The organism is Microbacterium sp. UBA1097, from assembly GCF_002313585.1.
GTDB lineage: Bacteria > Actinomycetota > Actinomycetes > Actinomycetales > Microbacteriaceae > Microbacterium.
The window spans coordinates 23,848-43,958 of the sequence record NZ_DCBW01000008.1 but is presented as its reverse complement, the minus strand read 5'-3'; the positions used below and the strand labels follow the sequence as shown (position 1 = coordinate 43,958).

The 20,111-nt window shown below is 68.6% G+C and carries 16 protein-coding genes; 9 read left to right on the top strand and 7 right to left on the bottom strand.

Annotated elements, in window-relative coordinates; all coding sequences use genetic code 11:
- Positions 1 to 247: 247 nt before the first annotated feature.
- Positions 248 to 1,399 (bottom strand): glycosyltransferase, encoded by a 1,152-nt coding sequence (locus B4F19_RS01555; protein ID WP_292732435.1) that lies wholly within the window; start codon positions 1,397 to 1,399, stop codon positions 248 to 250.
- A 251-nt stretch (positions 1,400 to 1,650) separates the two neighbouring features.
- Between B4F19_RS01555 and B4F19_RS01550 the strand changes: the two genes are divergently transcribed.
- From B4F19_RS01550 to B4F19_RS01525, 6 genes are all read left to right on the top strand, one after another.
- Positions 1,651 to 1,914, top strand: coding sequence for a glutaredoxin family protein (locus B4F19_RS01550; protein ID WP_292732433.1), 264 nt, complete (start codon positions 1,651 to 1,653; stop codon positions 1,912 to 1,914).
- A 90-nt stretch (positions 1,915 to 2,004) separates the two neighbouring features.
- Positions 2,005 to 3,750 carry an aldehyde dehydrogenase family protein gene (locus B4F19_RS01545; protein ID WP_292732431.1) on the top strand — a complete coding sequence of 582 codons (1,746 nt, stop codon included), beginning with the start codon at positions 2,005 to 2,007 and terminating at the stop codon, positions 3,748 to 3,750.
- A complete protein-coding gene (locus B4F19_RS01540; RefSeq protein WP_292732429.1) occupies positions 3,747 to 5,429 on the top strand; it encodes a GMC family oxidoreductase in 1,683 nt (560 codons plus the stop codon). The genes B4F19_RS01545 and B4F19_RS01540 overlap by 4 nt, the downstream gene beginning before the upstream one ends.
- A 52-nt stretch (positions 5,430 to 5,481) precedes the next feature.
- Positions 5,482 to 6,492: a malate dehydrogenase gene (locus B4F19_RS01535; protein WP_228179337.1), complete on the top strand. Its 1,011-nt coding sequence runs from the start codon at positions 5,482 to 5,484 to the stop codon at positions 6,490 to 6,492.
- A complete protein-coding gene (locus B4F19_RS01530; RefSeq protein ID WP_292732427.1) occupies positions 6,489 to 8,243 on the top strand; it encodes a cation:proton antiporter in 1,755 nt (584 codons plus the stop codon). The genes B4F19_RS01535 and B4F19_RS01530 overlap by 4 nt, the downstream gene beginning before the upstream one ends.
- A gap of 58 nt (positions 8,244 to 8,301) precedes the next feature.
- Positions 8,302 to 8,790: a recombinase family protein gene (locus B4F19_RS01525; protein ID WP_292732425.1), complete on the top strand. Its 489-nt coding sequence runs from the start codon at positions 8,302 to 8,304 to the stop codon at positions 8,788 to 8,790.
- A 17-nt stretch (positions 8,791 to 8,807) separates the two neighbouring features.
- On the opposite strand, the gene B4F19_RS01520 is transcribed toward B4F19_RS01525, so the two are convergent.
- Positions 8,808 to 9,401: a DNA-3-methyladenine glycosylase I gene (locus B4F19_RS01520; protein WP_292727389.1), complete on the bottom strand. Its 594-nt coding sequence runs from the start codon at positions 9,399 to 9,401 to the stop codon at positions 8,808 to 8,810.
- A 55-nt stretch (positions 9,402 to 9,456) separates the two neighbouring features.
- The gene (locus B4F19_RS01515) at positions 9,457 to 10,380 is read right to left on the bottom strand and encodes an AraC family transcriptional regulator (protein WP_292727390.1); all 924 of its coding nucleotides are present in this window, start codon (positions 10,378 to 10,380) and stop codon (positions 9,457 to 9,459) included.
- Between the two features lie 89 nt (positions 10,381 to 10,469).
- Between B4F19_RS01515 and B4F19_RS01510 the strand changes: the two genes are divergently transcribed.
- Positions 10,470 to 11,171 (top strand): alpha/beta hydrolase, encoded by a 702-nt coding sequence (locus tag B4F19_RS01510; RefSeq protein WP_292732423.1) that lies wholly within the window; start codon positions 10,470 to 10,472, stop codon positions 11,169 to 11,171.
- 37 nt (positions 11,172 to 11,208) lie between these two features.
- On the opposite strand, the gene B4F19_RS01505 is transcribed toward B4F19_RS01510, so the two are convergent.
- The 4 genes from B4F19_RS01505 to B4F19_RS01490 all read right to left on the bottom strand — a co-directional run bounded on the left by B4F19_RS01505 (position 11,209) and on the right by B4F19_RS01490 (position 18,664).
- A complete protein-coding gene (locus tag B4F19_RS01505; protein ID WP_228179342.1) occupies positions 11,209 to 13,260 on the bottom strand; it encodes an acyl-CoA dehydrogenase in 2,052 nt (683 codons plus the stop codon).
- Positions 13,261 to 13,428: 168 nt separating this feature from the next.
- Positions 13,429 to 13,980 carry a gluconokinase gene (locus tag B4F19_RS01500; RefSeq protein WP_292727394.1) on the bottom strand — a complete coding sequence of 184 codons (552 nt, stop codon included), beginning with the start codon at positions 13,978 to 13,980 and terminating at the stop codon, positions 13,429 to 13,431.
- Between the two features lie 65 nt (positions 13,981 to 14,045).
- Positions 14,046 to 16,001: a DNA helicase RecQ gene (gene recQ / locus B4F19_RS01495; protein WP_292727396.1), complete on the bottom strand. Its 1,956-nt coding sequence runs from the start codon at positions 15,999 to 16,001 to the stop codon at positions 14,046 to 14,048.
- Positions 16,002 to 16,054: 53 nt separating this feature from the next.
- Positions 16,055 to 18,664 (bottom strand): DEAD/DEAH box helicase, encoded by a 2,610-nt coding sequence (locus B4F19_RS01490; RefSeq protein ID WP_292732421.1) that lies wholly within the window; start codon positions 18,662 to 18,664, stop codon positions 16,055 to 16,057.
- A gap of 30 nt (positions 18,665 to 18,694) precedes the next feature.
- Between B4F19_RS01490 and B4F19_RS01485 the strand changes: the two genes are divergently transcribed.
- Positions 18,695 to 19,093 (top strand): GNAT family N-acetyltransferase, encoded by a 399-nt coding sequence (locus tag B4F19_RS01485; RefSeq protein ID WP_349675937.1) that lies wholly within the window; start codon positions 18,695 to 18,697, stop codon positions 19,091 to 19,093.
- Positions 19,090 to 20,085: a pirin family protein gene (locus B4F19_RS01480; RefSeq protein ID WP_292732419.1), complete on the top strand. Its 996-nt coding sequence runs from the start codon at positions 19,090 to 19,092 to the stop codon at positions 20,083 to 20,085. The genes B4F19_RS01485 and B4F19_RS01480 overlap by 4 nt, the downstream gene beginning before the upstream one ends.
- Positions 20,086 to 20,111: the final 26 nt, after the last annotated feature.

Here is a 20,111-nt window from a genome sequence, read left to right as displayed (position 1 = left end):
GACGGATGACGACGCCGACGACGCCTGGTATCAACTCGCCGTCCCGGTCGTCGACGCGCACGACGTGCTGACGACGTCGTTCATGATCACGCGGGATCGGCGGGAGCTGCATCCATCGCCCTACGTCATCGTGCGCTCCCACACCGAAGACATGCACCGGGCCGACGGCCAGGGCCAGGGCCATGTCGGTCGGCGACCTCGCGCGGCAGATCGGCTGAGCCGGATCCGCGAAATCAGGGGTAGCGGGTCAGAGTTCGCCCGGCGCCATGATCTGCTCGTCGAGCTCTTCGAGGACCTCGCGGGTGCGCATCTTGACACCCCTTCGGCTGCCGCGCGAGGGGGCGTAGACCACGAGCGCGTGGAACAGGAACCGCGCGAAGAACGCGATCACGAGGGTGATCGCGGTCGAGATGACAACCGAGATGTGCCACGTGGACACGAGGAGCGCCGTCAGCGGGATCCGCACGATCGCCTCGGCGTTGTTGAAGCCGAACGACTTTGCGAACCTGCTCCACACACCGGATGCCTCTTTCTTCACATCCTGGAAGACGAACCTCTCCTGCAGCAGGAAGTTGGCGATGATGGTGGTCTCGGCCGCGACAATCATCGCGGGGATGTCGTGGACCCCCCATCGCGTCAAGAGCCAGACGATCGCGATGTTGGCGACGGCACCGAATCCGCCGATGACGGCGAACATCGACATCTTGCCGAAACGCAGCATCGTCAGCTGAGTGAGAAAATGCACACCCTGCCGGAACGACGCCTTCGACTCGCCGGCGTTGCGGTCGGCGAAATCGAACGGCACCTCAGCAACCCGCAGGTTCGTGCGGGCAAGGATCTCGAGGAGGATCTTGAACCCGCGCGGCTTGAGCGTGCTCAGGTCAAGAAGTCGGCGATCGATGAGGAAGAAGCCTGTCATCGGATCGGTGACGCCCTTGAGTCGCCCCGGGAACATCGCTTTTGTCAGCAGGGTCGCCGACTTGGACACGGCGATCCGGGATGCCCCGGCGAGTCCACCGTTGGTTCCCTCACCGCTGTACCGCGAGGCCACGACGACATCGACATCCCCCACCACATAGCGACGCCACAGGCGTGGAATGTCCTCGGGCGGGTGCTGAAGGTCGCCATCCATGACAATGCAGATGTCGGAGGCCGCCGCGTCGAACCCCACCATCACGGCTCCGCCGAGGCCCCCGGTGGGGATGTCACGGTGAATGAGGCGGACGGGAATCACCGCCTCCGCAGCTACCCGGCGGATCTCATCGGCGGTACCGTCGGTGCTGTCATCGACGAAGACAACCTCCGCACGGATGCCGCTCGTCGCCGACGCGACCCGAGTCACGAGTTCCGCGATGTTGGGCGCCTCGTTGTATGTCGGCACGACGATGGATAGATCCATGGGTCAATGCTGGCATGCCGCGGAGAAATCGCCGTACCGCTGTCCACCGATCCATAGCGCATCCACAGGCTCTCACTGATGCCTGGGGCCCCTGCCACATTGCCGAACCCACCCCTTCTGCGCCGAACCCACACCAATCGACTCCCGGATGATGTGGGTTGGGGGGGAAGCTGTGGGTTCGCGAAAAACGGCGGGCGGGCGAAGATCCCACTGACCGGCCGACGGATGCAGTGCCGTCGTATCCTGGATGCATGACTTCGGAGACTGGAACCCTGACGATGTTCGGCGCCGACTGGTGCCGCGACTGCCGCCGCACGAAGGCGCAGCTGGACGAACTGGGCGTTGCGTACGAGTACATCGACCTCGAAGCCGACCCGGCGGCTGCGGATGTCGCGCGCGACATCTCTGGTCGCACGAACATTCCCGTCGTGGTCTACCCCGATGCGTCGCACCACGTCGAGCCGAGCAACGCCGATGTCGACGCGAAGCTGCGCGAACTCGCACTGATCTCGTAGGGACTGACCGCGCCGTGAGACGGCGCTCCACCTCGGGTGGCACGCGGTGCCGCGGACATATGCTGGAGGCACGTCCGAAGGAGCGCGCCCATGCCGTCATCCGTTCGTCCCGCAGCGAACACCGTGGCCGATGCCGCCTCGGTCATCCCGTCGCTCGACGCAGCCATCGAAGAGTTGCGCGCGGGATCCCGCACCTGGAGCGCGCTGACCCTCAGCCAACGGATCCGGCTGCTTCGCAGCATCCGTGCCACCGTTGCCACTGAAGCCGAGGACTGGGCGCTCACCGCGGCGCGAGCGAAGGGCCTCGATCTCGGTAGCCCTTTGGTTGGCGAGGAATGGCTGACCGGGCCGTACGCGACAGTCGTCTCGATCGATGCCTACATCGAGACGCTCACGAGTCTGCGGGTCGGCGCCAGCCCGCTCGATCGTCTGCGAGTCAACACCGCTCCCGGGGATCGCGTCCGCGTCCACGCGTTTCCCACCAGCGCTGTCGATGGCCTACTCGTCTCCGGCTTCTCGGGCGAAGTGTGGTTGCGCCCGGGCGTGACCCTCGCTGACGCTCAGCGGAAGGCGGGTCTTGGCCAGCTCCTGCCCAATGAGTCCGGCGGGGTAGGACTAGTCCTGGGCGCAGGCAACATCACCTCGATCCCGGTACTCGACGTCCTCTACGAGCTCATCGCCCACAACCGGGTCAGCATCCTCAAGATCAACCCGACACAGGACCCGCTTGCTCCGGTGTTCGGCCGCGCCCTGGCGCCTCTCATCTCGCTCGGGCTGCTGCGCATCGTGCAGGGAGGCGGCGAGGTCGGCGCTGCCCTCACCGAGCACGCCGGGATCGATCACGTCCATATCACGGGAGCAGCTCGCACGTTCGAGACGATCGTGTTCGGCCGCACTGCGACGGGCAAGCGTCGCGCCCGCCCCCGACTATCGGTGCCGATCACCGCCGAACTCGGGGGTGTATCGCCGATCATCGTCGTTCCCGGGAAGTGGTCGGATGCTGACCTGCGGTTCCAGGCCGAGCACGTCGCGACAATGCGCCTGCACAACAGCGGTCACAACTGCGTCGCCGGGCAGGTCGTGATCCTCAGCGCGGATTGGGCCCAGCGCGAGCGATTCCTCGCCGAGGTCGAGGCGGCGATGGCCCGCGCACCGCAGCGGCCCGTGTGGTACCCCGGAGCGCAGGCGCGTCTGGCCGAAGTGGCCGACGAATACCCGGGTGCGCGCTGGTCGTCTGGCCACACCCGCGCGGTCATCGAGGTGGGCACGGATGCCGACCCGACACCCATGGAGACCACCGAGTACTTCGTACCGGCCCTGGGCGTCGTTACGCTTCCCGGCAATGGCCAGGAGTTCCTCGACGCTGCTGTCGAGTACGCGAACGCGCGACTGACCGGAACCCTCGGCGCCAACCTCCTCATCGATCCCGACACCGAGGCAGCCCTCGGCGACGGGTTCGAGCACGCGGTCGCGGAGCTTCGCTACGGCACGGTGGCGATCAACACCTGGACCGGTGTCGCGTTCGGCATCCCGACGATGCCGTGGGGCGCGTATCCCGGCGGGACCCTCGAAGACGTCCAAAGCGGCATCGGCGTCGTCCACAATGCACTGCTGCTGGATGACGTTGAACGGGGAGTGATGCGCGGGCCGTTCCGACCGTTCCCCCGTTCGATCGGTGCGCTAATCGGACCCGGCACGTTCTCGGCGCTTCCCCGCCCACCCTGGTTCGTCACGAGCCCCGGCGCGGCAGACGGGGGGCGACTGCTCACGCGGTTCCGCATCCGTCCGCGCCTGACGACTCTGCTCGGCATCCTCGAGTCGGCGTTCCGGTCGTGACCGGCGGGCGCCCGCGGCGCGCGCCGCAACGCGGCGGCGAGTTGGAGGCCGATTACATCATCGTCGGCGCAGGCTCTGCAGGAGCTACCCTCGCCGCTCGCCTGAGCGAGGATCCCCGCGTCACGGTGCTGCTGCTGGAGGCGGGAGGCCCCGACCGCGCCCTGGAGCTTCACGTCCCGGCGGCGTTCAAGAAGCTGTTCCGCGGACCGTACGACTGGGGCTACGACACTGTCACTCAGCCTGAACTCGAGGGTCGCCGGATCTTCTGGCCCCGCGGCAAGACCCTCGGCGGTTCATCGTCGTTGAACGCGATGATGTGGGTGCGCGGGTTCGCCGCCGACTACGACGAGTGGGCCGAGGCCGCGGGCGAGCGCTGGTCGTGGGATGCCGTACTGCCGGTGCTGCGCCGCATCGAGAACGTGCAGGATGCCGTCGACTCCTCGCTCGGGCGGTCGGGTCCGCAAACGGTGGAAGGACAGCGCGACCCGCGGCCCCACACAGCAGCATTCCTCGAAGCCGCTCGCGAACTCGGATACGACATCACCGAGGCGAACCTCCCCACAGGGCAGGGGTTCTCGCAGACGATGGTGACCCAGCATCGCGGCGCCCGCGCCTCGACAGCCGACACCTACCTTCGGCCCGCCGCGGCACGGCCGAACCTGCGCGTCGTCACGAACGCTCACGTCCGTCGCGTGACTTTCGCGGACGCCAGCGATGGCGAGCCACGGGCCACCGGGGTCTACGTCGACATCGCCGGCACGACCCGCCACGCCCGCGCTCGGCGCGAGGTGATCCTGTGCGGCGGCGCGATCAATACCCCGCAGACCCTGATGCTCTCGGGTGTCGGGCCGGCAGATGAGCTCGCCGAGGTCGGCATCCGTACCCTCGTGGACTCCCCCGAGGTCGGCAAGAATCTGCAGGACCACCTCGTGGCGGGGCTCGCCCCTGCCGCCATAGCCGGCACGCTGTACGGCGCCGAGCGCCCATCGGAGCTCCTGCGCTACCTCGCCACCCGACGCGGCATGCTCACCTCCAACGTCGCGGAGGCGTACGGGTTCGTGCGCACCGATGTCGCATCCCACGCAGGGATGCCCGAGGGCCTCCCCGACATCGAGATCATCTTCGCCGCCGCGCCCTACGTCGGCGAGGGCCTCGTTCCCCTCCCGGGCGAGGGCATCACTGTCGGTGCGATTCTCTTGCGCCCGCGCAGTCGCGGCAGCATCCGTCTCGCCTCTAGCGATCCTCACACGCACCCGCTGATCGACCCCGCCTATCTCAGCGACCCCGAGGGCACGGATGCCGCGACACTGCACGCCGGCCTCGAGGTGTGCGAGCGACTCATCGCGACCTCGGCGCTGGGCGCCGTCACCACGGGCAGCTGGGTGCAGCCCGAGGGCGGCGAGCGCATGACCAGCGCCGAGCGGATCGAGCTGTCGATGCGCCGCTATTCGCACACGCTCTACCACCCCGTCGGCACGGCCCGGATGGGGACGGATGCCGCATCCGTCGTCGACCCGAAGCTCCGCGTGCGCGGCGTCTCGGGCCTGCGCGTGGCCGATGCCTCGGTGATGCCGACGATCATCCGCGGTCACACGCACGCGCCGGCCATCGTGATCGGCGAGATCGCGGCCGATCTCCTCCGCCGGGAGAACCCCGTCAGGACCTCACGCGTTCCCTGAAGTGGGACCATCGGACCAACCTGAGACGAGGCCGACGACTACGCTCTGGGTCATGGCTCCCGACGCGACGCCCACGACAGTTACCATCACCGGCGCAGGCGGCCAGATCGGCTACGCGCTGCTGTTTCGCATCGCCGCCGGCGACATGCTCGGGCCCGACCGGCCGGTGCGGCTGCGACTGTTGGAGATTCCGCAGGGGATGAGGGCCGCCGAGGGCGCCGCACTCGAACTCATGGACGGCGCGTTCCCGCTCCTGACCGACGTCGAGGTCACCGACGATGCTCACGCCGGCTTCGACGGCTGCAACATCGCGCTCCTTGTAGGGGCGCGCCCGCGAACGGCGGGCATGGAACGCGCTGACCTCCTCGAAGCCAACGCCGGGATCTTCGGGCCGCAGGGCGCCGCTATCGGCGCAGTGGCAGCCGACGATGTGCGGGTGCTCGTGGTCGGAAACCCGGCGAACACCAACGCGCTGATCGCCTCGGCATCCGCGCCCGACGTCCCGGCCGAGCGGTTCGCGGCGCTCACCCGCCTGGATCACAACCGTGCCGTTGCGCAAGTCGCCAGTGCCCTGGACCGGCCGGCGGCGAGCATCGAGCGGATGACGATCTGGGGCAACCACTCGGCGACACAGTTCCCCGACGTCGACCATGCCCTCGTCGACGGGATGCCGGCACGTGCCGCCCTGGCTGCGCGACTCGGCGGAGAGGATGCGGCGCTGACCTGGCTGGATGACACCTTCATCCCCCGGGTTGCGAAGCGCGGCGCCGAGATCATCGACGTCCGCGGATCCTCCTCGGTGGGATCCGCCGCGGCTGCCGCGATCGACCACGTCCGGGACGAGACCGCGGGAGTCGCGTGGACCTCTGCCGCGGTCGTCTCCCACGGCGAGTACGGCGTTCCCGAAGGCCTCATCTGCTCGTTCCCGGTGTCATCGGATGGCGCCGGATACCGGATCATCGAGGGGCTCGAGGTCGATGCGCGCGCACGGGCGCGCATCGATGCCTCCGTTGCCGAGCTGGTCTCGGAGCGCGACGCTGTCGCCGCACGAGGGCTGCTGTGACCACACGAGACGCGTTCCTGTTCGTCATCGGCGGGGTTCTCGTCGTCGCGATGACAGCCCGCGTCGCCCCGCGCATCAAGGTTGCGGGGCCGCTCCTTCTCGTGCTGGTCGGGATCGTCGCAAGCTACCTCCCGTTCCTTCCCGACATCAGCGTCGACCCGGAATGGATCCTGGTGGGCGTGCTGCCACCGCTGCTCTACTCGGCGGCTGTCTCGCTCCCCGCTGTCGAGTTCCGCCGCGACCTCCTCCCGATCGCGGGCCTTGCGGTCGTGCTCGTGTTCGTGAGCTCGTTCGTGTTGGGCACGTTCTTCTACTTCGCGATCCCCGATCTCGGGTATCCCCTGGCGCTGGCTCTGGGTGCGATCCTCAGCCCCACGGACGCCGTCGCCACGGCGGTTGCCAAGCGACTGGGCGTATCCCGACGGGTCGTGACGATGCTCGAGGGAGAGAGCCTGCTCAACGACGCGAGCGCACTGGTGATCTTGAACTCGGCAGTGGCCGCATTCGTCATGATCGCCTCGACCGGCCAGGCTCCGCCGGCCATCGACGCGGTCGGCGGGTTCTTCTGGGCAGTCTTCATCGCGATCGTGATCGGCGCGATCGTCGGCTACGCGAACCTCCGCCTGCGATCATGGCTGCGTAGCTCGGCAGCAACCACGGCAGCCGGGTTCATCGTTCCCTTCGTCGCCTACCTCCCCACTGAAGAGCTGGGCGGGTCGGGACTCGTCGCCGCCGTCGTCGCGGGAATCGTCACAGGCCAGGGCGCGGATCGCTGGTTCACGCCCGAACAGCGCATGTCCGACCGCGTCACCTGGCATACCGTCGAACTCCTCCTCGAGGGAGGCGTCTTCCTCATCATGGGTCTCGAAATGAGCGAGATCGTCACGGGCACCGCCAACGGCATCCACGGCATCGCTCACGGCCTGTGGATCGCGGGGGCGGCCTTCGGCATCCTGCTCGTCGTCCGGACCGGATACGTCGCGCTGCTGGTCTGGGGGCAGGGGCGGCGGCTGCATCCCAGGCGCACCCAGCGACTGAACGCCATCTCAGACCGGATCGATGAGATCGAAGCCGGCGGTCCCGAGCAGTATGGAGACCGCGGCCGCCACATCACCGAGGCCGGCTGGAACCGTCGCCTCGCCGGCTTCCGCCGTCGGATCTCTCGCGCCATGTCCGACCTGAACTACTACCGAGCCGCACCCCTCGGATGGAAGCACGGGACGATCATCGTCTGGTCGGGGATGCGGGGCGTCGTCACCCTCGCGGCGGCCCAGACACTGCCCGCCGACGCTCCCTCCCGACACTTCCTCATCTTCGTCGCGTTCGCCGTCGCGCTGACCAGCCTCATGCTGCAGGGCTTCACTCTCCCGGCCCTGGTGCGACTCCTCCGCGTCTCCAACGAAGACGACGAGAACCTCGTGCGATCCGAGCAGCAGCGGCTCGCGCGCGAGATGCACCAGGCTGCACTCATGGCTGCCGATGACGGGTCACTCACGCGCCGCGACGGTTCGCCGTTCGCGGCGGAGTTCACCGAGCGGGTCGGGCCCCTGTTCCTGCAGTCCGGCGAAGCAGAGGATGAGGAAGCGCGCGACATCCTCGAGCTGCGGCTCGCCCTCATCAGGGTGCGCCGGGAGCGACTCATCGAGCTGAGCGGCGGCGGCCAGTTCGGCAGCGCAGCCTTGCGTCGGGCCCTTGCCGAGCTCGACGCTTCGCAGCTGAACGTCGAACTGCGACTGGAGAGCGCGGACTGATACGACACCAGTGGCGCCAGTGTCGACACCGTCAGGCACAATAGCCGTGGAGGCCTCCATGACTGACGATCACGGCGGGCCCGTCGCGGCATCCCCCGGCGCGCACCAGGCGGCGGACTGTCCGACGTGCTTCGCCCCGCAACGCGCCGACAGCGCGTGGTGGCGAGCGCGCCCCTCCGACGCGCGCCTGGTCGGTGTCGTGGTCTCCCGCGAGGGGATGCCGCCGGTGGTGAGCCAGCACGACGCGCTGACGCGGTTCGGTGTTCCCATCGAGAACTTTCGCCATCCGTCGCCCGAGACCCTCGAGTCGTGGGAGGACCGACTGGCCCGCCTGTTCGGGCGCCTGCGCCGCGGTGATGTCGTCGTGGTTGCCACGGTGCACGCTCTGGGGCGAGATGTCGGGGAAGAGATCCGCACCGTGGCTGAGCTGCGCCGCCGCGGGGTGATCGTGAAGGTCGTCGACCATGACGCCCCGCACCTGATCGAAACGGGAGTCGCGCTTGCCACACCTGAGCTGACAGACCCCGACGCCGAAACGCCGCGGTAGCGGCTCCAGAGCCGGATTCAGGCGGCTCGCCAGCACCCGTCGAGGTGGTCGTCGACCATCCCGGCCGACTGCATGAGGGCGTACATCGTCGTCGGCCCGACGAATCGGAACCCGCGGCGCCGCAGCGCGCGGCTCAGGGCCTCGGATGCCGCGGTGGTGGCGGGCAGCTCCCTCAGCCCTGTGGGGCGTGGCCGCTCATCGCCTGGCACAGCGAAAGACCACAGCAGCGCGTCGAGCTCCCCGGGCGCCATCTCCGTCACGAGCCTTGCGTTAGAGATCGTCGCCTCGATCTTTGCCCGGTTGCGCACGATGCCGGCATCCGTCATGAGGCGCGCGATGTCGTGCTCGTCGAAAGCCGCGACGGCCTCGGGCTCGAACCCCGCGAACACCTCGCGAAAACGCGGGCGCTTGCGCAGAATCGTGATCCACGACAGCCCCGCTTGAAAGCCCTCGAGGCTCATCTTCTCGAACAGAGCGCGGTCACCGTGCAGCGGCTGGCCCCACTCCTCGTCGTGATAGCGGATGTACTCCGGATCAGCACCGACCCAGCCGCAGCGGGCAAGACCGTCGTCCTCGATGACCAGATCGGTGCGGACCATCTCGGAACTCATGCTCACAGGCTAGGGTCCGCCGCCGACATCCGGGGCGCGCCAGCGGAGGCGCGGGTCACCGGTCTGCTGCAGGGCTCACCCCGAAGCGCGCACGGTAGGCGCGGTGGAAAGTCCCCACGTCGGCAAATCCGCACTCCCGCGCGATTGCCGCAATGGTGCGCGTGCGTGGTGCGGGAGCCAGGAGCATCTGACGGGCCCGGTCCAGTCGCGCCGCGCGAAGGTAGGAGCCGAGCGTGGTGCCGTCGCGCCCGAACTGCTCGTGGACCGTCCGAACCGAGCACCCGAACGCGCGGGCGACCTCCGCCGCCCCGAGTCGGGGATCAGCGAGCCGGCTCTCCACATAGGCCTTCATGGTCGCCACCCGGTCAGGCGGAGCGACGCCGCGGGATGCCGCGTCGAGCAGCTCCAAAACCGTGTCGACCATGGCGGTGGCGGCGCCTGCCAGGCGCGCTCTCGTGGCAGCCGCGAGCATGCCCATCTGGGTCCCGAGGAGGGCGCCGACACCGCCACGGCTCAGGGCGTCATTGAGAGCCTCGGGCTCGGCGAGACGACGCCCCACGAGGGACTGCGGAACACGCAGCGATGACAGGCGCAGCCGCCGGTTCTCGCCCACCGTCACCGTGAACGGCTGAGCGTTGTCCAAGACGAGGGCGGATGCCGCCCCGGTAGCCCACTCCCGGCCACCCTGCTGCAACCCCCAGGGTGTCGTGCTGTGATTGATGAACAGCGCGTCGTCGGGCACGTGGCGGATCGAGCTCCGCGTGCGGTCGGCCCACACTGCCGGCGTGTCGATCATCCCGAGCGATGCATCACCCAGGTCGTACGTCGCGAAGTCGGCGTCGAAGCTCGGCCGCTCGGGGCGCCGCGGCAGGACGCCCACGTAGACCTCCGCGATGGCATCACAGAACAGGTCGTGACCGCTCCATCCGGGCATCCCTCTGGTGGATCCCTGGATCGTCGGGCCCCACTCTGCAGCCATCGCCACTCCTTCGCACCGGGCGCCACTGCCCGCGCGGACACTCGCGAATACGTTGAGACCCTAACCCGATCCCTCGAGAAAGGACACTGATGTCCCGCCCTACTCTGCTCCTGGTCCACGGCGCTTGGCACGGCTCCTGGGCCTTCGAACCGCTGACCAGCATCCTGATCGATCGCGGCTGGACCGTGAAAACCGTTGATCTGCCGACCGTGCACGCCGACGACAAGGCGACGCTCACACTGCAGGATGACGCGGATGCCGTCGCCGCAGCCATCGACAGCATCGATGGCCCGGTTGTCGTCGTTGCGCACTCGTACGGCGGTGTTCCGACGACGCAAGGCGCCACCGACCCGAAGGTCGCCCACATCGTCTACATCGCGGCCTTCGCGCTGGACGAGGGCGAGTCACTGCTGGGTGCGGTCGGCGGGGTCGCGCCGGACTGGTGGGTCATCGATGGCCCGCTGTCAACGGCCGGCAACGACGAGCTACCCCCGCACACGCTCTTCTTCAACGACATGAGCCAGGACGAGGCTGACCGCGCGAGTTCGCGACTGCTCTCGCAGGCGGTGCAGCCGTTCTCCGACACGCTCACCCAGGTGGCCTGGCGCGACCGGCCCACCACCTATCTGATCACCGAGGACGACACGGTCTTCCCGGTGGTGGCACAGGAAGCCCTTGCAGCACGGGCAGGATCGCAGACCGCGCGACTTGCCTCGAGCCACTCGCCGTTCCTGTCGCAGCCGGATGCCGTCGCCGATGTGATCGAGAAGGCAGCGCAGAGCGTCGCCTAGCGCGGCGAGGTGGGGCGCTGCGCGCGAGCGCCGCGCCTCACCGACCGGACTTGGCTACCTTCTCGGGGATCGGTGCCGACCCGTCGGCTGCCTGGCGCGCGTAGTAGTCGGCAGCCTCGTCCTGACGCGCCTGCTCTGCACCGGACGCGATGGGTGCGCGAACATGCTCGGGTTCGTACCCGAACGCGTCGACGAGCTCCTGGGCGTGGGGCCGCAGCCGGCGTAGCAGCCGGTCGATGTACCGGGTGACTGCAGCGGCTCGCTGGTTCGACAGGCGCCCATTGATGAGATACCACGACAGGTGCTTCTCGATGAGGGTCAGGCCGAACAGGTCACGCAGCCACGTGAGCACCTGCTTGGTGTCGGCATCCTCGATGCGGTTCACGGCATCCGTGAACGCCTCCCACTGCAGCAGCTCACCGTGGGCGCGACCGGCCTCGATGAGCTCGGCCTGGTTCTCGTTGAACAGGGCCGCGGCATCCGTCTTCGACATCTTGGAAGCCGGGCGCAGCCGCCCGGCGATGTCGGAAACCATCTGCTGGACGCGGTCGCCGAGCAGCTCGTGCTGTTGGTCGCCCCGAAGCCCGCGCTCGACAGCGCGAGCGGTAGAGCCGAAGTCGGTGACGACCTGGCCGAACTGGCGCAGACCCGCGCCGTGGACGACGTTGCCGGCAGTCTGACCCACGGCGAAGCGGGCGAGGGATGCGGCATCCTTGCCCTTGAACTGCTTGGCGTAGTCCGACAGCAGCCGCTTGCCGACCAGCTGCAGCAGCACGTTGTTGTCGCCCTCGAAGGTGACGTAGATGTCGAGGTCGGCGCGTAGCGCGGTGAGGCGGTTTTCGGCGAGGAAGCCCTGGCCGCCGCAGGCTTCGCGCGCCTCCTGAATCGTGTCGAGCGCGTTCCAGGTCGAGAGCGCCTTCAGCGCCGCGGCGAGCGTTTCGAGATCCTCGCGCTCGTCGGGAGTGTCGGTGCGACCGCTGAAGACGCCGTCGAACATCTGCAGGAGCTCGTCGTGCGCGAAGGCCTGCGCGTAGACCTGCGCGAGCCGGGGCAGCAGCCGACGCTGGTGCTTGCCGTAGTCCAGGAGTGTGACCTCGGGGGTTCCAGCACCGTTGTCGAACTGACGACGCTGATTGCCGTACGTCACCGCGATCGTGAGCGCGAGGGCGGATGCCCACGTCGAGGCGCCGTCGAGCGAAACGCGCCCCTGCACGAGCGCGCCGAGCATCGTGAAGAAGCGTCGGCCGGGGCTGTCGATCGGGCTGGAGTAGGTGCCGTCGGGCGCGACATCGCCGTAGCGGTTCAGCAGGTTCTCGCGCGGGATGCGGACCTGGTCGAAGTGCAGGCGACCGTTGTCGATGCCGTTGAGCCCGCCCTTGACGCCGTCATCCTCGCCGCCGACACCCGGCAGGAAGGTGCCCTCGTCGTCGCGGATCGGCACGAAGAAGCAGTGCACGCCGTAGTTCACGCCGCCGGTGATCAGCTGTGCGAACACCGTCGCTGCCTTGCCATGCAGCGCGGCATTGCCGAGGTAGTCCTTCCACGCTCCGCGGAAGGGAGTATGAATGACGAACTCTTCGGTCTCGGGGTCATAGGTCGCCGTCGTGCCGATCGCCGAGACATCCGATCCGTGCCCGGTTTCGGTCATCGCGAAAGCCCCGGGCAAGTCGAGCGAGATGACGCCGGGAAGCCACTTGTCGTGGTGCTTCTCGGTGCCCAGCTGATAGATCGCCGAGCCGAACAGCCCCCACTGCACGCCCGACTTGATCTGCAGGCTCGGGTCGGCAAGCACGAGCTCCTCGAAGCCGGCGAGGTTGGCCCCGTTGTCTTCGAGCCCGCCGTACTTCTTGGGGAATGCGCGGCGGGATCCGCCAGCGTCAACCAACAGATGCAGCTGGCTGAGGACCCGCTCGCGGTGCTCTTGCATAGACAGGCCGTTGATCTGCCAGAACGCCGGGTCCTTGATCATCTCGCGGGCTTCGCGCCGGGTGTCAGCCCACGTGCCAAGCAGCATCCGCGTGACCAGTTCGGCGTCGATGTGCGGTTCGGCGGTGGGTGTTTCGGACGGACGGACAGCAGCGTCGACCATGAGATCACCTCTCGATGAGGGGGAAGAGAACGTCAGGGTCCACGGTAGGCATCCCACAAAGACGGCTCAAATCGCTTCACGATGCCTACAACAAGGGTCGACGACGTCGGACCGGATGGTTGTGGTGTTGCGACAGGGCGCTCCGGAAGCCTCCAGCCGGATGCCGCCTCACTCGCTCCCCTCGCGTTGCACCCACCCCACGGCGCGCTCGGCGACCGTTGCCACAGCCTCGGTGACATCGACCACCACGCCCGCCTCGTCGTCACCGAGCGGTTCGAGCGTGGCCAGCTGCGAGGCCAGCAGCGCCGGGGGCATGAAGTGTCCGGTGCGGGCGAGCGCCCGGGCGCTGAGGAGCTCCGGATCACCGGTGAGGTGGACGAACACCGTGTGAGGAGCACGTGCGCGCAGGCGATCCCGATACGACCGCTTCAGCGCGGAGCACGCGACGACGACACCGGACGCCTCTGCGACGGCGCTGTCGGGCACCTCTCCGCCCGTGGAGCGCAGCGCCAGCCGGTCGCCGACCAGGTCGAGCCACGGCATCCTGTCGGCATCCGTCAACGGAATGCCCTGCGACATCTTCGCGACGTTCTCGGCTGGATGCAGGTCATCGGCGTCGACGAACGGGAGGTGGAGGCGCCGGGCGATCTCGATCCCGACCACCGACTTGCCGCTCGCACTGACTCCCATGACAACGATCGCGGTGCCGGGTCGGGTCATGGGGCCAGCCTACGGGGCGCCTCGCACTGGCTCGTTGCGGGACTGAACGCCTCCGGGTTGTCGAGTCAGGCGTGAGCGGCGACGACGGCGAGGACGGCGTCGCCGTAGGCATCCTTCTTCTTCGCCCCGATGCCGGTGATCCCCTCGAGTCCCGCGGCCGAGGTCGGGCGGGTGGCGGCCAGCGCGCGCAGGGTCGCGTCGCCGAAGACGACGTAGGCGGGCACTCCCTGCTCGCGCGCGGTCTCGGCCCGCCACGCCCGCAGCGCCTCGAAGAGGTCGCGGTCAGCCGGGGCGACATCAGTCGCGGCGGTCTTGCGCACGCGCGCCGATCCCACGCGTCCAGCGACATCGCGCCGAAGGGGCACCGCCTGTTCGCCCTTGAGCACGGGGCCAGCCGCCTCGCCGAGAGCGAGCGTGCCGTACTCACCGCGGGCGACCAGGATGCCCCGGGCAAGGAGCTGGCGCACGACGCTGCGCCAGTCCTGGTCTGACAGGTCGGACCCGATGCCGTAGGTCGCGAGGCTCTGGTGACCGAGCTGGCGGATCCGTTCGGTGTCGGCGCCGCGCAGGATGTCGATGAGCTGCCCCGCCCCGTACGCCTGGCCGCGCTCGCGCTGGAGGCGCACGATCGTGGAGAGCAGCTTCTGGGCCGGGACGAGTCCGTCCCACGTCTGGGGCGGCTCGAGGCACGTGTCGCAGTTGCCGCAGGCCTCGGCGGGCTGGCCGAAGTACCCCAGCAGATTCACCCGCCGGCACTCGACGGTCTCGCAGAGGGCGAGCATGGCATCCAGGTGCTGATGCTGGCGGCGCTTGCGGGCAAGATCGCCCTCGCCGCCGTCGATGAGGCGCCGCTGCTGCACGACATCCGCGAGGCCGTACGCCATCCACGCCACCGACGGCTCACCGTCGCGGCCGGCCCGACCGGTCTCCTGGTAATAGCCCTCGACCGATTTCGGCAGGTCGATGTGGGCGACGTACCGGACGTCGGGCTTGTCGATGCCCATCCCGAAGGCGATAGTCGCGACCATGACGACGCCGTCTTCGCGCAGAAACCGCTGCTGGTTCGCGGCACGGATGGCGGCATCCAGCCCCGCGTGGTACGGCAGTGCGTCGATACCCTGACCACGCAGGTACGCCGCGGTCTGCTCGACGCTCTTGCGGCTCAGGGCGTAGACGATGCCGGATGCGCCGGCGGGCTGGGCGCGCACGAACGCGGTGAGCTGGCGGCGCACGTCGGTCTTGGGCTCGATGCGGTACTGGATGTTTGGACGATCGAAGCTCGCGACGAAGTGGCGGGCGTCGGGAAGGCGAAGCCGATCGGTGATCTCGCGGTGGGTCTCACGCGTTGCGGTAGCGGTGAGCGCCATGCGGGGGACACCGGGAAAGCGCTCGGCGAGATCACCGAGAGCCAGGTAGTCGGGTCGGAAGTCGTGGCCCCACTGCGACACACAGTGGGCTTCGTCGATAGCGATGACGCTCAGCCGCCCGCGCTGCAGGAGTGCCGTCGTCGCGGCGCCCGACAGACGCTCGGGGGCGACGTAGAGCAGGTCGAGCTCACCGCTCAGGTACGCGCGCTCGGTGTCGGCGCGCTCGGGCGCTGACTGCGTGGAGTTCAGCGCCGCAGCTCGCACGCCGTTGGCGCGCAGCGCCTCGACCTGGTCGTGCATGAGGGCAATGAGGGGCGAGATCACCAGGCCCGTGCCCTCGCGCACGAGCGCGGGAACCTGGTACGTGATGCTCTTGCCGCCGCCGGTCGGCATCAAGACGACGGCATCCCCGCCCGCGGTGACATGGTCGACGATGTCGGCCTGGTCGGCGCGAAACGAGTCGTATCCGTACACCTCGCCCAGCACGGCGAGCGGATCTGCACCTGCGAACGAGCGGGCGGGAGCCGCAGGTGCGGCCTGGATGCCGGCGGCGGCCGGCGCCCAGTCCTCGGGCGGCTCCTCGCCGTCGGGAGGTGGCGCGAGATCGTCCGGATCCCACACCAGATCGGCGTAGGGGTCTTCGGGCGTGCTCACCGCTCCACCGTATCCGGCGCCGCTGACGCTGCCACGGCCAGCACCGTCGCCGCTCACAGCCGCACGACCTCAGTGACGCGAACGACAGCGGTTCCCTCCTCGACGGATGCCGCAAGGTCCACCTCGGCACGGATGCGCCAGTCATGGTCTCCGGCGGGGTCGTCGATGATCTGCTCGACCCGCCAGGTGTCGGCATCCGTCGTATCGATAACGCAGAGCTGCGGCGAGCGCGCGGGACCGCCCGTGAGGATCTCGTCGTGCTCGTCGTAGTACCGATCCATCGCCGCAGACCAGTCGACGCCCGGATCGAGTTCTGCCAGCGCGTCGTCGTCTTGGAGGGCCGCGAGCTGCACCCGGCGGAACAGTTCGTTGCGCACGAGCACGGTGAAGGCCCGGCGGTTGGTGAGCACGGACGGCGGCGCGGGTGGCACGACCGGCGCTTCGGGGTCGGCCGCCGGATCGATCAGCGCCGACCACTCGTCCACGAGCGACGAGTCAACCTGCCTGACCAGCTCGCCGAGCCACTCGATGAGGTCGAGCAGGTCGTCTGTGTGCGCCTCGGCGGGCACGGTCTGGCGGACGGCACGGTAGGCATCCGAGAGGTAGCGCAGCACCAGACCTTCGCTGCGGGCGAGCTGGTAGAACGAGACGAACTCCCCGAACGACATCGCCCGCTCGTACATGTCTCGCACGACTGACTTGGGCGAGAGCTCGAAATCGAGGACCCACGGCTGGCTCGACGCGAAGACCGCGAACGACTGGGCAAGCAACTCTGCCAGCGGCTTCGGGTGGGTGATCTCTTCGAGCAGCGCCATCCGTTCGTCGTACTCGAGCCCGTCGCGCTTCATGGCCGCCACCGCTTCACCCCGCGCGCGGAACTCCTGCTGCGAGAGGATCGCGCGGGGGTCATCCAGGGTCGCCTCGATCACGCTCACGACATCCAGCGCGTAGTGGCCAGTGCCGGCCGTGGTCGTGGAACCCGACGTTCGCAGATTCGCGCCAGGTTCGGAGGATTCTGGCTCAGGACTGCGGAGTTCGTGCGATTCTGCGGAGTTCGTGGGGACGGAAGGGGTCGCCAGGGCGCTCGCGTCGGGGTCGAGAAGGGAGATCGCAGCGAGCGCGAAGGGGGAGAGCGGCTGGTTCAGGGCGAAGTTCGGCTGCAGATCGACGGTGAGACGGATGCCGTCAGCATCGGCATCCACGATCCCTGCCGTCCGCAGCGTGCGGAAGATCGCCAGCGCCCGACGCGCCAGCTCGTACTGCCGGGCGCGGGGCTCGTGGTTGTCGAAGACGAGCGCGCGCACGTTCCCGAAGACGTCTCCGCCGCGGCCAATGACGTTGATGAGCATCGCGGCGGTCAGCTGCAGATGCGGGGTGAGCGGCTCGGGTTCGGCGGCGACAAGCCGCTCGAACGAGCCCTCGCCCCAGTTCACCTGACCAGTGGGAGCCTTCTTGCGCACGATCTTCTTGCGCTTGGCAGCGTCGTCGCCGGCCTTGGCGAGGGCCACCGCGTTCTCGATCTCCCACTCCGGCGCCATCACGACGACGTTGCCGTAGGGATCGAATCCGGCCCGGCCCGCGCGACCTGCGACCTGATGGAACTCACGGGCACTGAGCTGCCGCATCCGGGTGCCGTCGAACTTCGTGAGCGCTGTGATGAGCACCGTGCGGATCGGCACGTTGATCCCGACGCCGAGGGTGTCGGTGCCGCAGATGACTTTGAGCAGGCCTCGCTGGGCGAGGGTTTCGACCAGGCGCCGGTAGCGCGGCAGCATCCCGGCGTGATGGATGCCGATGCCGGCGCGCACCAGGCGCGAAAGCGTCTTGCCGAACCCCGTCGTGAACCGGAACCCGCCGATCTCGGCCGCGATCTGATCGCGCTGCTCGCGCGAGGCGATCTTGGTGTTGATGAGCGCCTGGGCCCGCTCGAGGGCCGCGGCCTGCGAGAAGTGGACGATGTAGATCGGAGTCTCGGCTTCCTCCAGCAACCGCTCGACGACGTCGTGGACCGGGCGCCGCTCATACGAGAAGTGCAGCGGCACGGGGCGCTCGACGCCGGTGATCTGCGCCACCTCGCGTCCCGTGCGGCGCTCGAGGTCGGACACGATCGGGGTGACATCGCCGAGGGTCGCCGACATGAGCAGGAACTGCACGCGCGGAAGAAGCAGCAGCGGCACCTGCCACGCCCAGCCGCGCTCGGGGTCGCCGTAGTAGTGGAACTCGTCCATCACGACGGCGTCGATGTCGGCATCCGTGCCCTGCCGCAGGGCGATGTTCGCGAGGATCTCAGCGGTGCAGCAGACGATCGGTGCGTCTGCGTTGACGGACGAGTCGCCGGTGACCATTCCCACGTTCTCGGCGCCGAAGATCTCGACCAGCGCGAAGAACTTCTCGGCCACGAGCGCCTTGATCGGCGCGGTGTAATACGAACGGCCCCCGCGAGCCAGGGACGCGGTGTGGGCAGCGATCGCGACGAGCGACTTGCCGGTGCCGGTCGGGGTCGACAGCACCACGTGCGAACCCGAGACCAGCTCGATAGCCGCCTCATCCTGCGCCGGGTAGAGACGGATGCCGCGACCCTCGGCCCATGCCACGAAGGCGTCATAGACGGCATCCGGGGCGGCGTCTGTCACCGCGTCGGCGAGCGTCGGTGAAGGAGTCACCACCCGAGTCTGCCTGACGGGAGTGCAGCGATGCCCGAGAAGCCAACCCTCGCGGAACACCGAGGCCGCCACCTACGTTGGGAGGAAGCAACGAAAGGACAGCTGATGACCGACACGGATGTGACCCCCGAGGTCGTGCGCAACGACGCCAAGGGACGATACGAGATCAGCATCGACGGAGCTCTCGCCGGCTTCACCGAATTCGTCGCCGACGAGCAGGGCCGCCTCGTCTTTCCCCACACCGAGATCGATCCGGCCTTCTCGGGCCGCGGGTTCGGAACCGAACTCATCGGGGAGGCCATGGCGGATGTCGCCTCCCGCGGCGAAACCGTCGTGCCGGAGTGCTCGTTCGTCGTGCGCTACCTGCAGAAGCACGAGGTGAACGGGCTCGACATCGCGTGGCCCCACGGGTCAGCGCCCCAGGGATGACCCGCCTCGATTCCGACGCAGCGGTCGCCGAAGAGGGTGCAGCCGACTGCGACGGACCCCGCCTGCTGAACCTCGAGATGCGGGATGTGCCGCTCGGGGGACTGCGCGCGATGCAGGTTTCCCGGGCACTCCCGCAGCGCGACCTGCCCCTTGTCGGCGCATGGTGCTTTCTCGACCGGTTCGGGCCGCAGCGAACCACCATGCGCGTCGAGCCGCACCCGCACATCGGCCTGCAGACCGTGACGTGGCCCATCAACGGCGAGGTGCGCCACCGCGACTCGGTCGGCAGCGATGTGATCGTGCGTCGAGGGGTGCTCAACCTCATGACGGCGGGCGCCGGGATCTCCCACTCCGAATACTCGGTAGGCGAGACGGATGTCGACCTCGACGCCCTGCAGCTGTGGGTGGCTCTTCCCGACGCAACCCGGTTCGGGGAGGCATCCTTTGAACAGCACGCGGATCTTCCGGTGCTCGACCTGCCAGCCGCCTCGGGGAGCGCGCAGGCTACCGTCGTGCTCGGAACACTCGGCGACGCGTCCTCACCGGCCACCGCACACACCCCGATCGTCGGTGCCGAACTGGAGCTGACGCCGGGAGCTGACGTACTCGTCCCGCTCGATCAGGCATGGGAGCACGCGCTGCTGCTGATCGATGGCGACGTGACAGTCAGCGGCGCACCCGGCGGGCAGGCGCACGACACCGCCGAACTAGATACGAACCACCTGCTCTACCTCGGCACACACCGCGACGCGATCACCCTGCGATCGACCGGGGGCGCGCGGATCTTCCTACTCGGGGGCGAACCGTTCCCGGACGAGATCGTGATGTGGTGGAACTTCGTCGGACGCTCACACGACGAGATCGTCGCCGCCCGCGAGGACTGGGAGAACGCGGCTGCCCGATTCGGTCACGTCATCGACCACGGCCCGGAGCGCATCCCCGCCCCGCCGCTGCCCGGAGTGCGACTGACCCGACGGCGCAGACGTCTCTGAGACCGACTTTGGTCCCGAACGCGGCA

Coding starts and splice junctions, on each gene's coding strand:
- B4F19_RS01505 (WP_228179342.1), bottom strand. CDS start 13,260: ATGGTCGACGCTGCTGTCCGTCCGTCCGAAACACCCACCGCCGAACCG.
- B4F19_RS01535 (WP_228179337.1), top strand. CDS start 5,482: ATGGCTCCCGACGCGACGCCCACGACAGTTACCATCACCGGCGCAGGC.
- B4F19_RS01500 (WP_292727394.1), bottom strand. CDS start 13,980: ATGACCCGACCCGGCACCGCGATCGTTGTCATGGGAGTCAGTGCGAGC.
- B4F19_RS01480 (WP_292732419.1), top strand. CDS start 19,090: ATGACCCGCCTCGATTCCGACGCAGCGGTCGCCGAAGAGGGTGCAGCC.
- B4F19_RS01510 (WP_292732423.1), top strand. CDS start 10,470: ATGTCCCGCCCTACTCTGCTCCTGGTCCACGGCGCTTGGCACGGCTCC.
- B4F19_RS01545 (WP_292732431.1), top strand. CDS start 2,005: ATGCCGTCATCCGTTCGTCCCGCAGCGAACACCGTGGCCGATGCCGCC.
- B4F19_RS01525 (WP_292732425.1), top strand. CDS start 8,302: ATGACTGACGATCACGGCGGGCCCGTCGCGGCATCCCCCGGCGCGCAC.
- B4F19_RS01520 (WP_292727389.1), bottom strand. CDS start 9,401: ATGAGTTCCGAGATGGTCCGCACCGATCTGGTCATCGAGGACGACGGT.
- B4F19_RS01485 (WP_349675937.1), top strand. CDS start 18,695: ATGCCCGAGAAGCCAACCCTCGCGGAACACCGAGGCCGCCACCTACGT.
- B4F19_RS01555 (WP_292732435.1), bottom strand. CDS start 1,399: ATGGATCTATCCATCGTCGTGCCGACATACAACGAGGCGCCCAACATC.
- B4F19_RS01550 (WP_292732433.1), top strand. CDS start 1,651: ATGACTTCGGAGACTGGAACCCTGACGATGTTCGGCGCCGACTGGTGC.
- B4F19_RS01515 (WP_292727390.1), bottom strand. CDS start 10,380: ATGGCTGCAGAGTGGGGCCCGACGATCCAGGGATCCACCAGAGGGATG.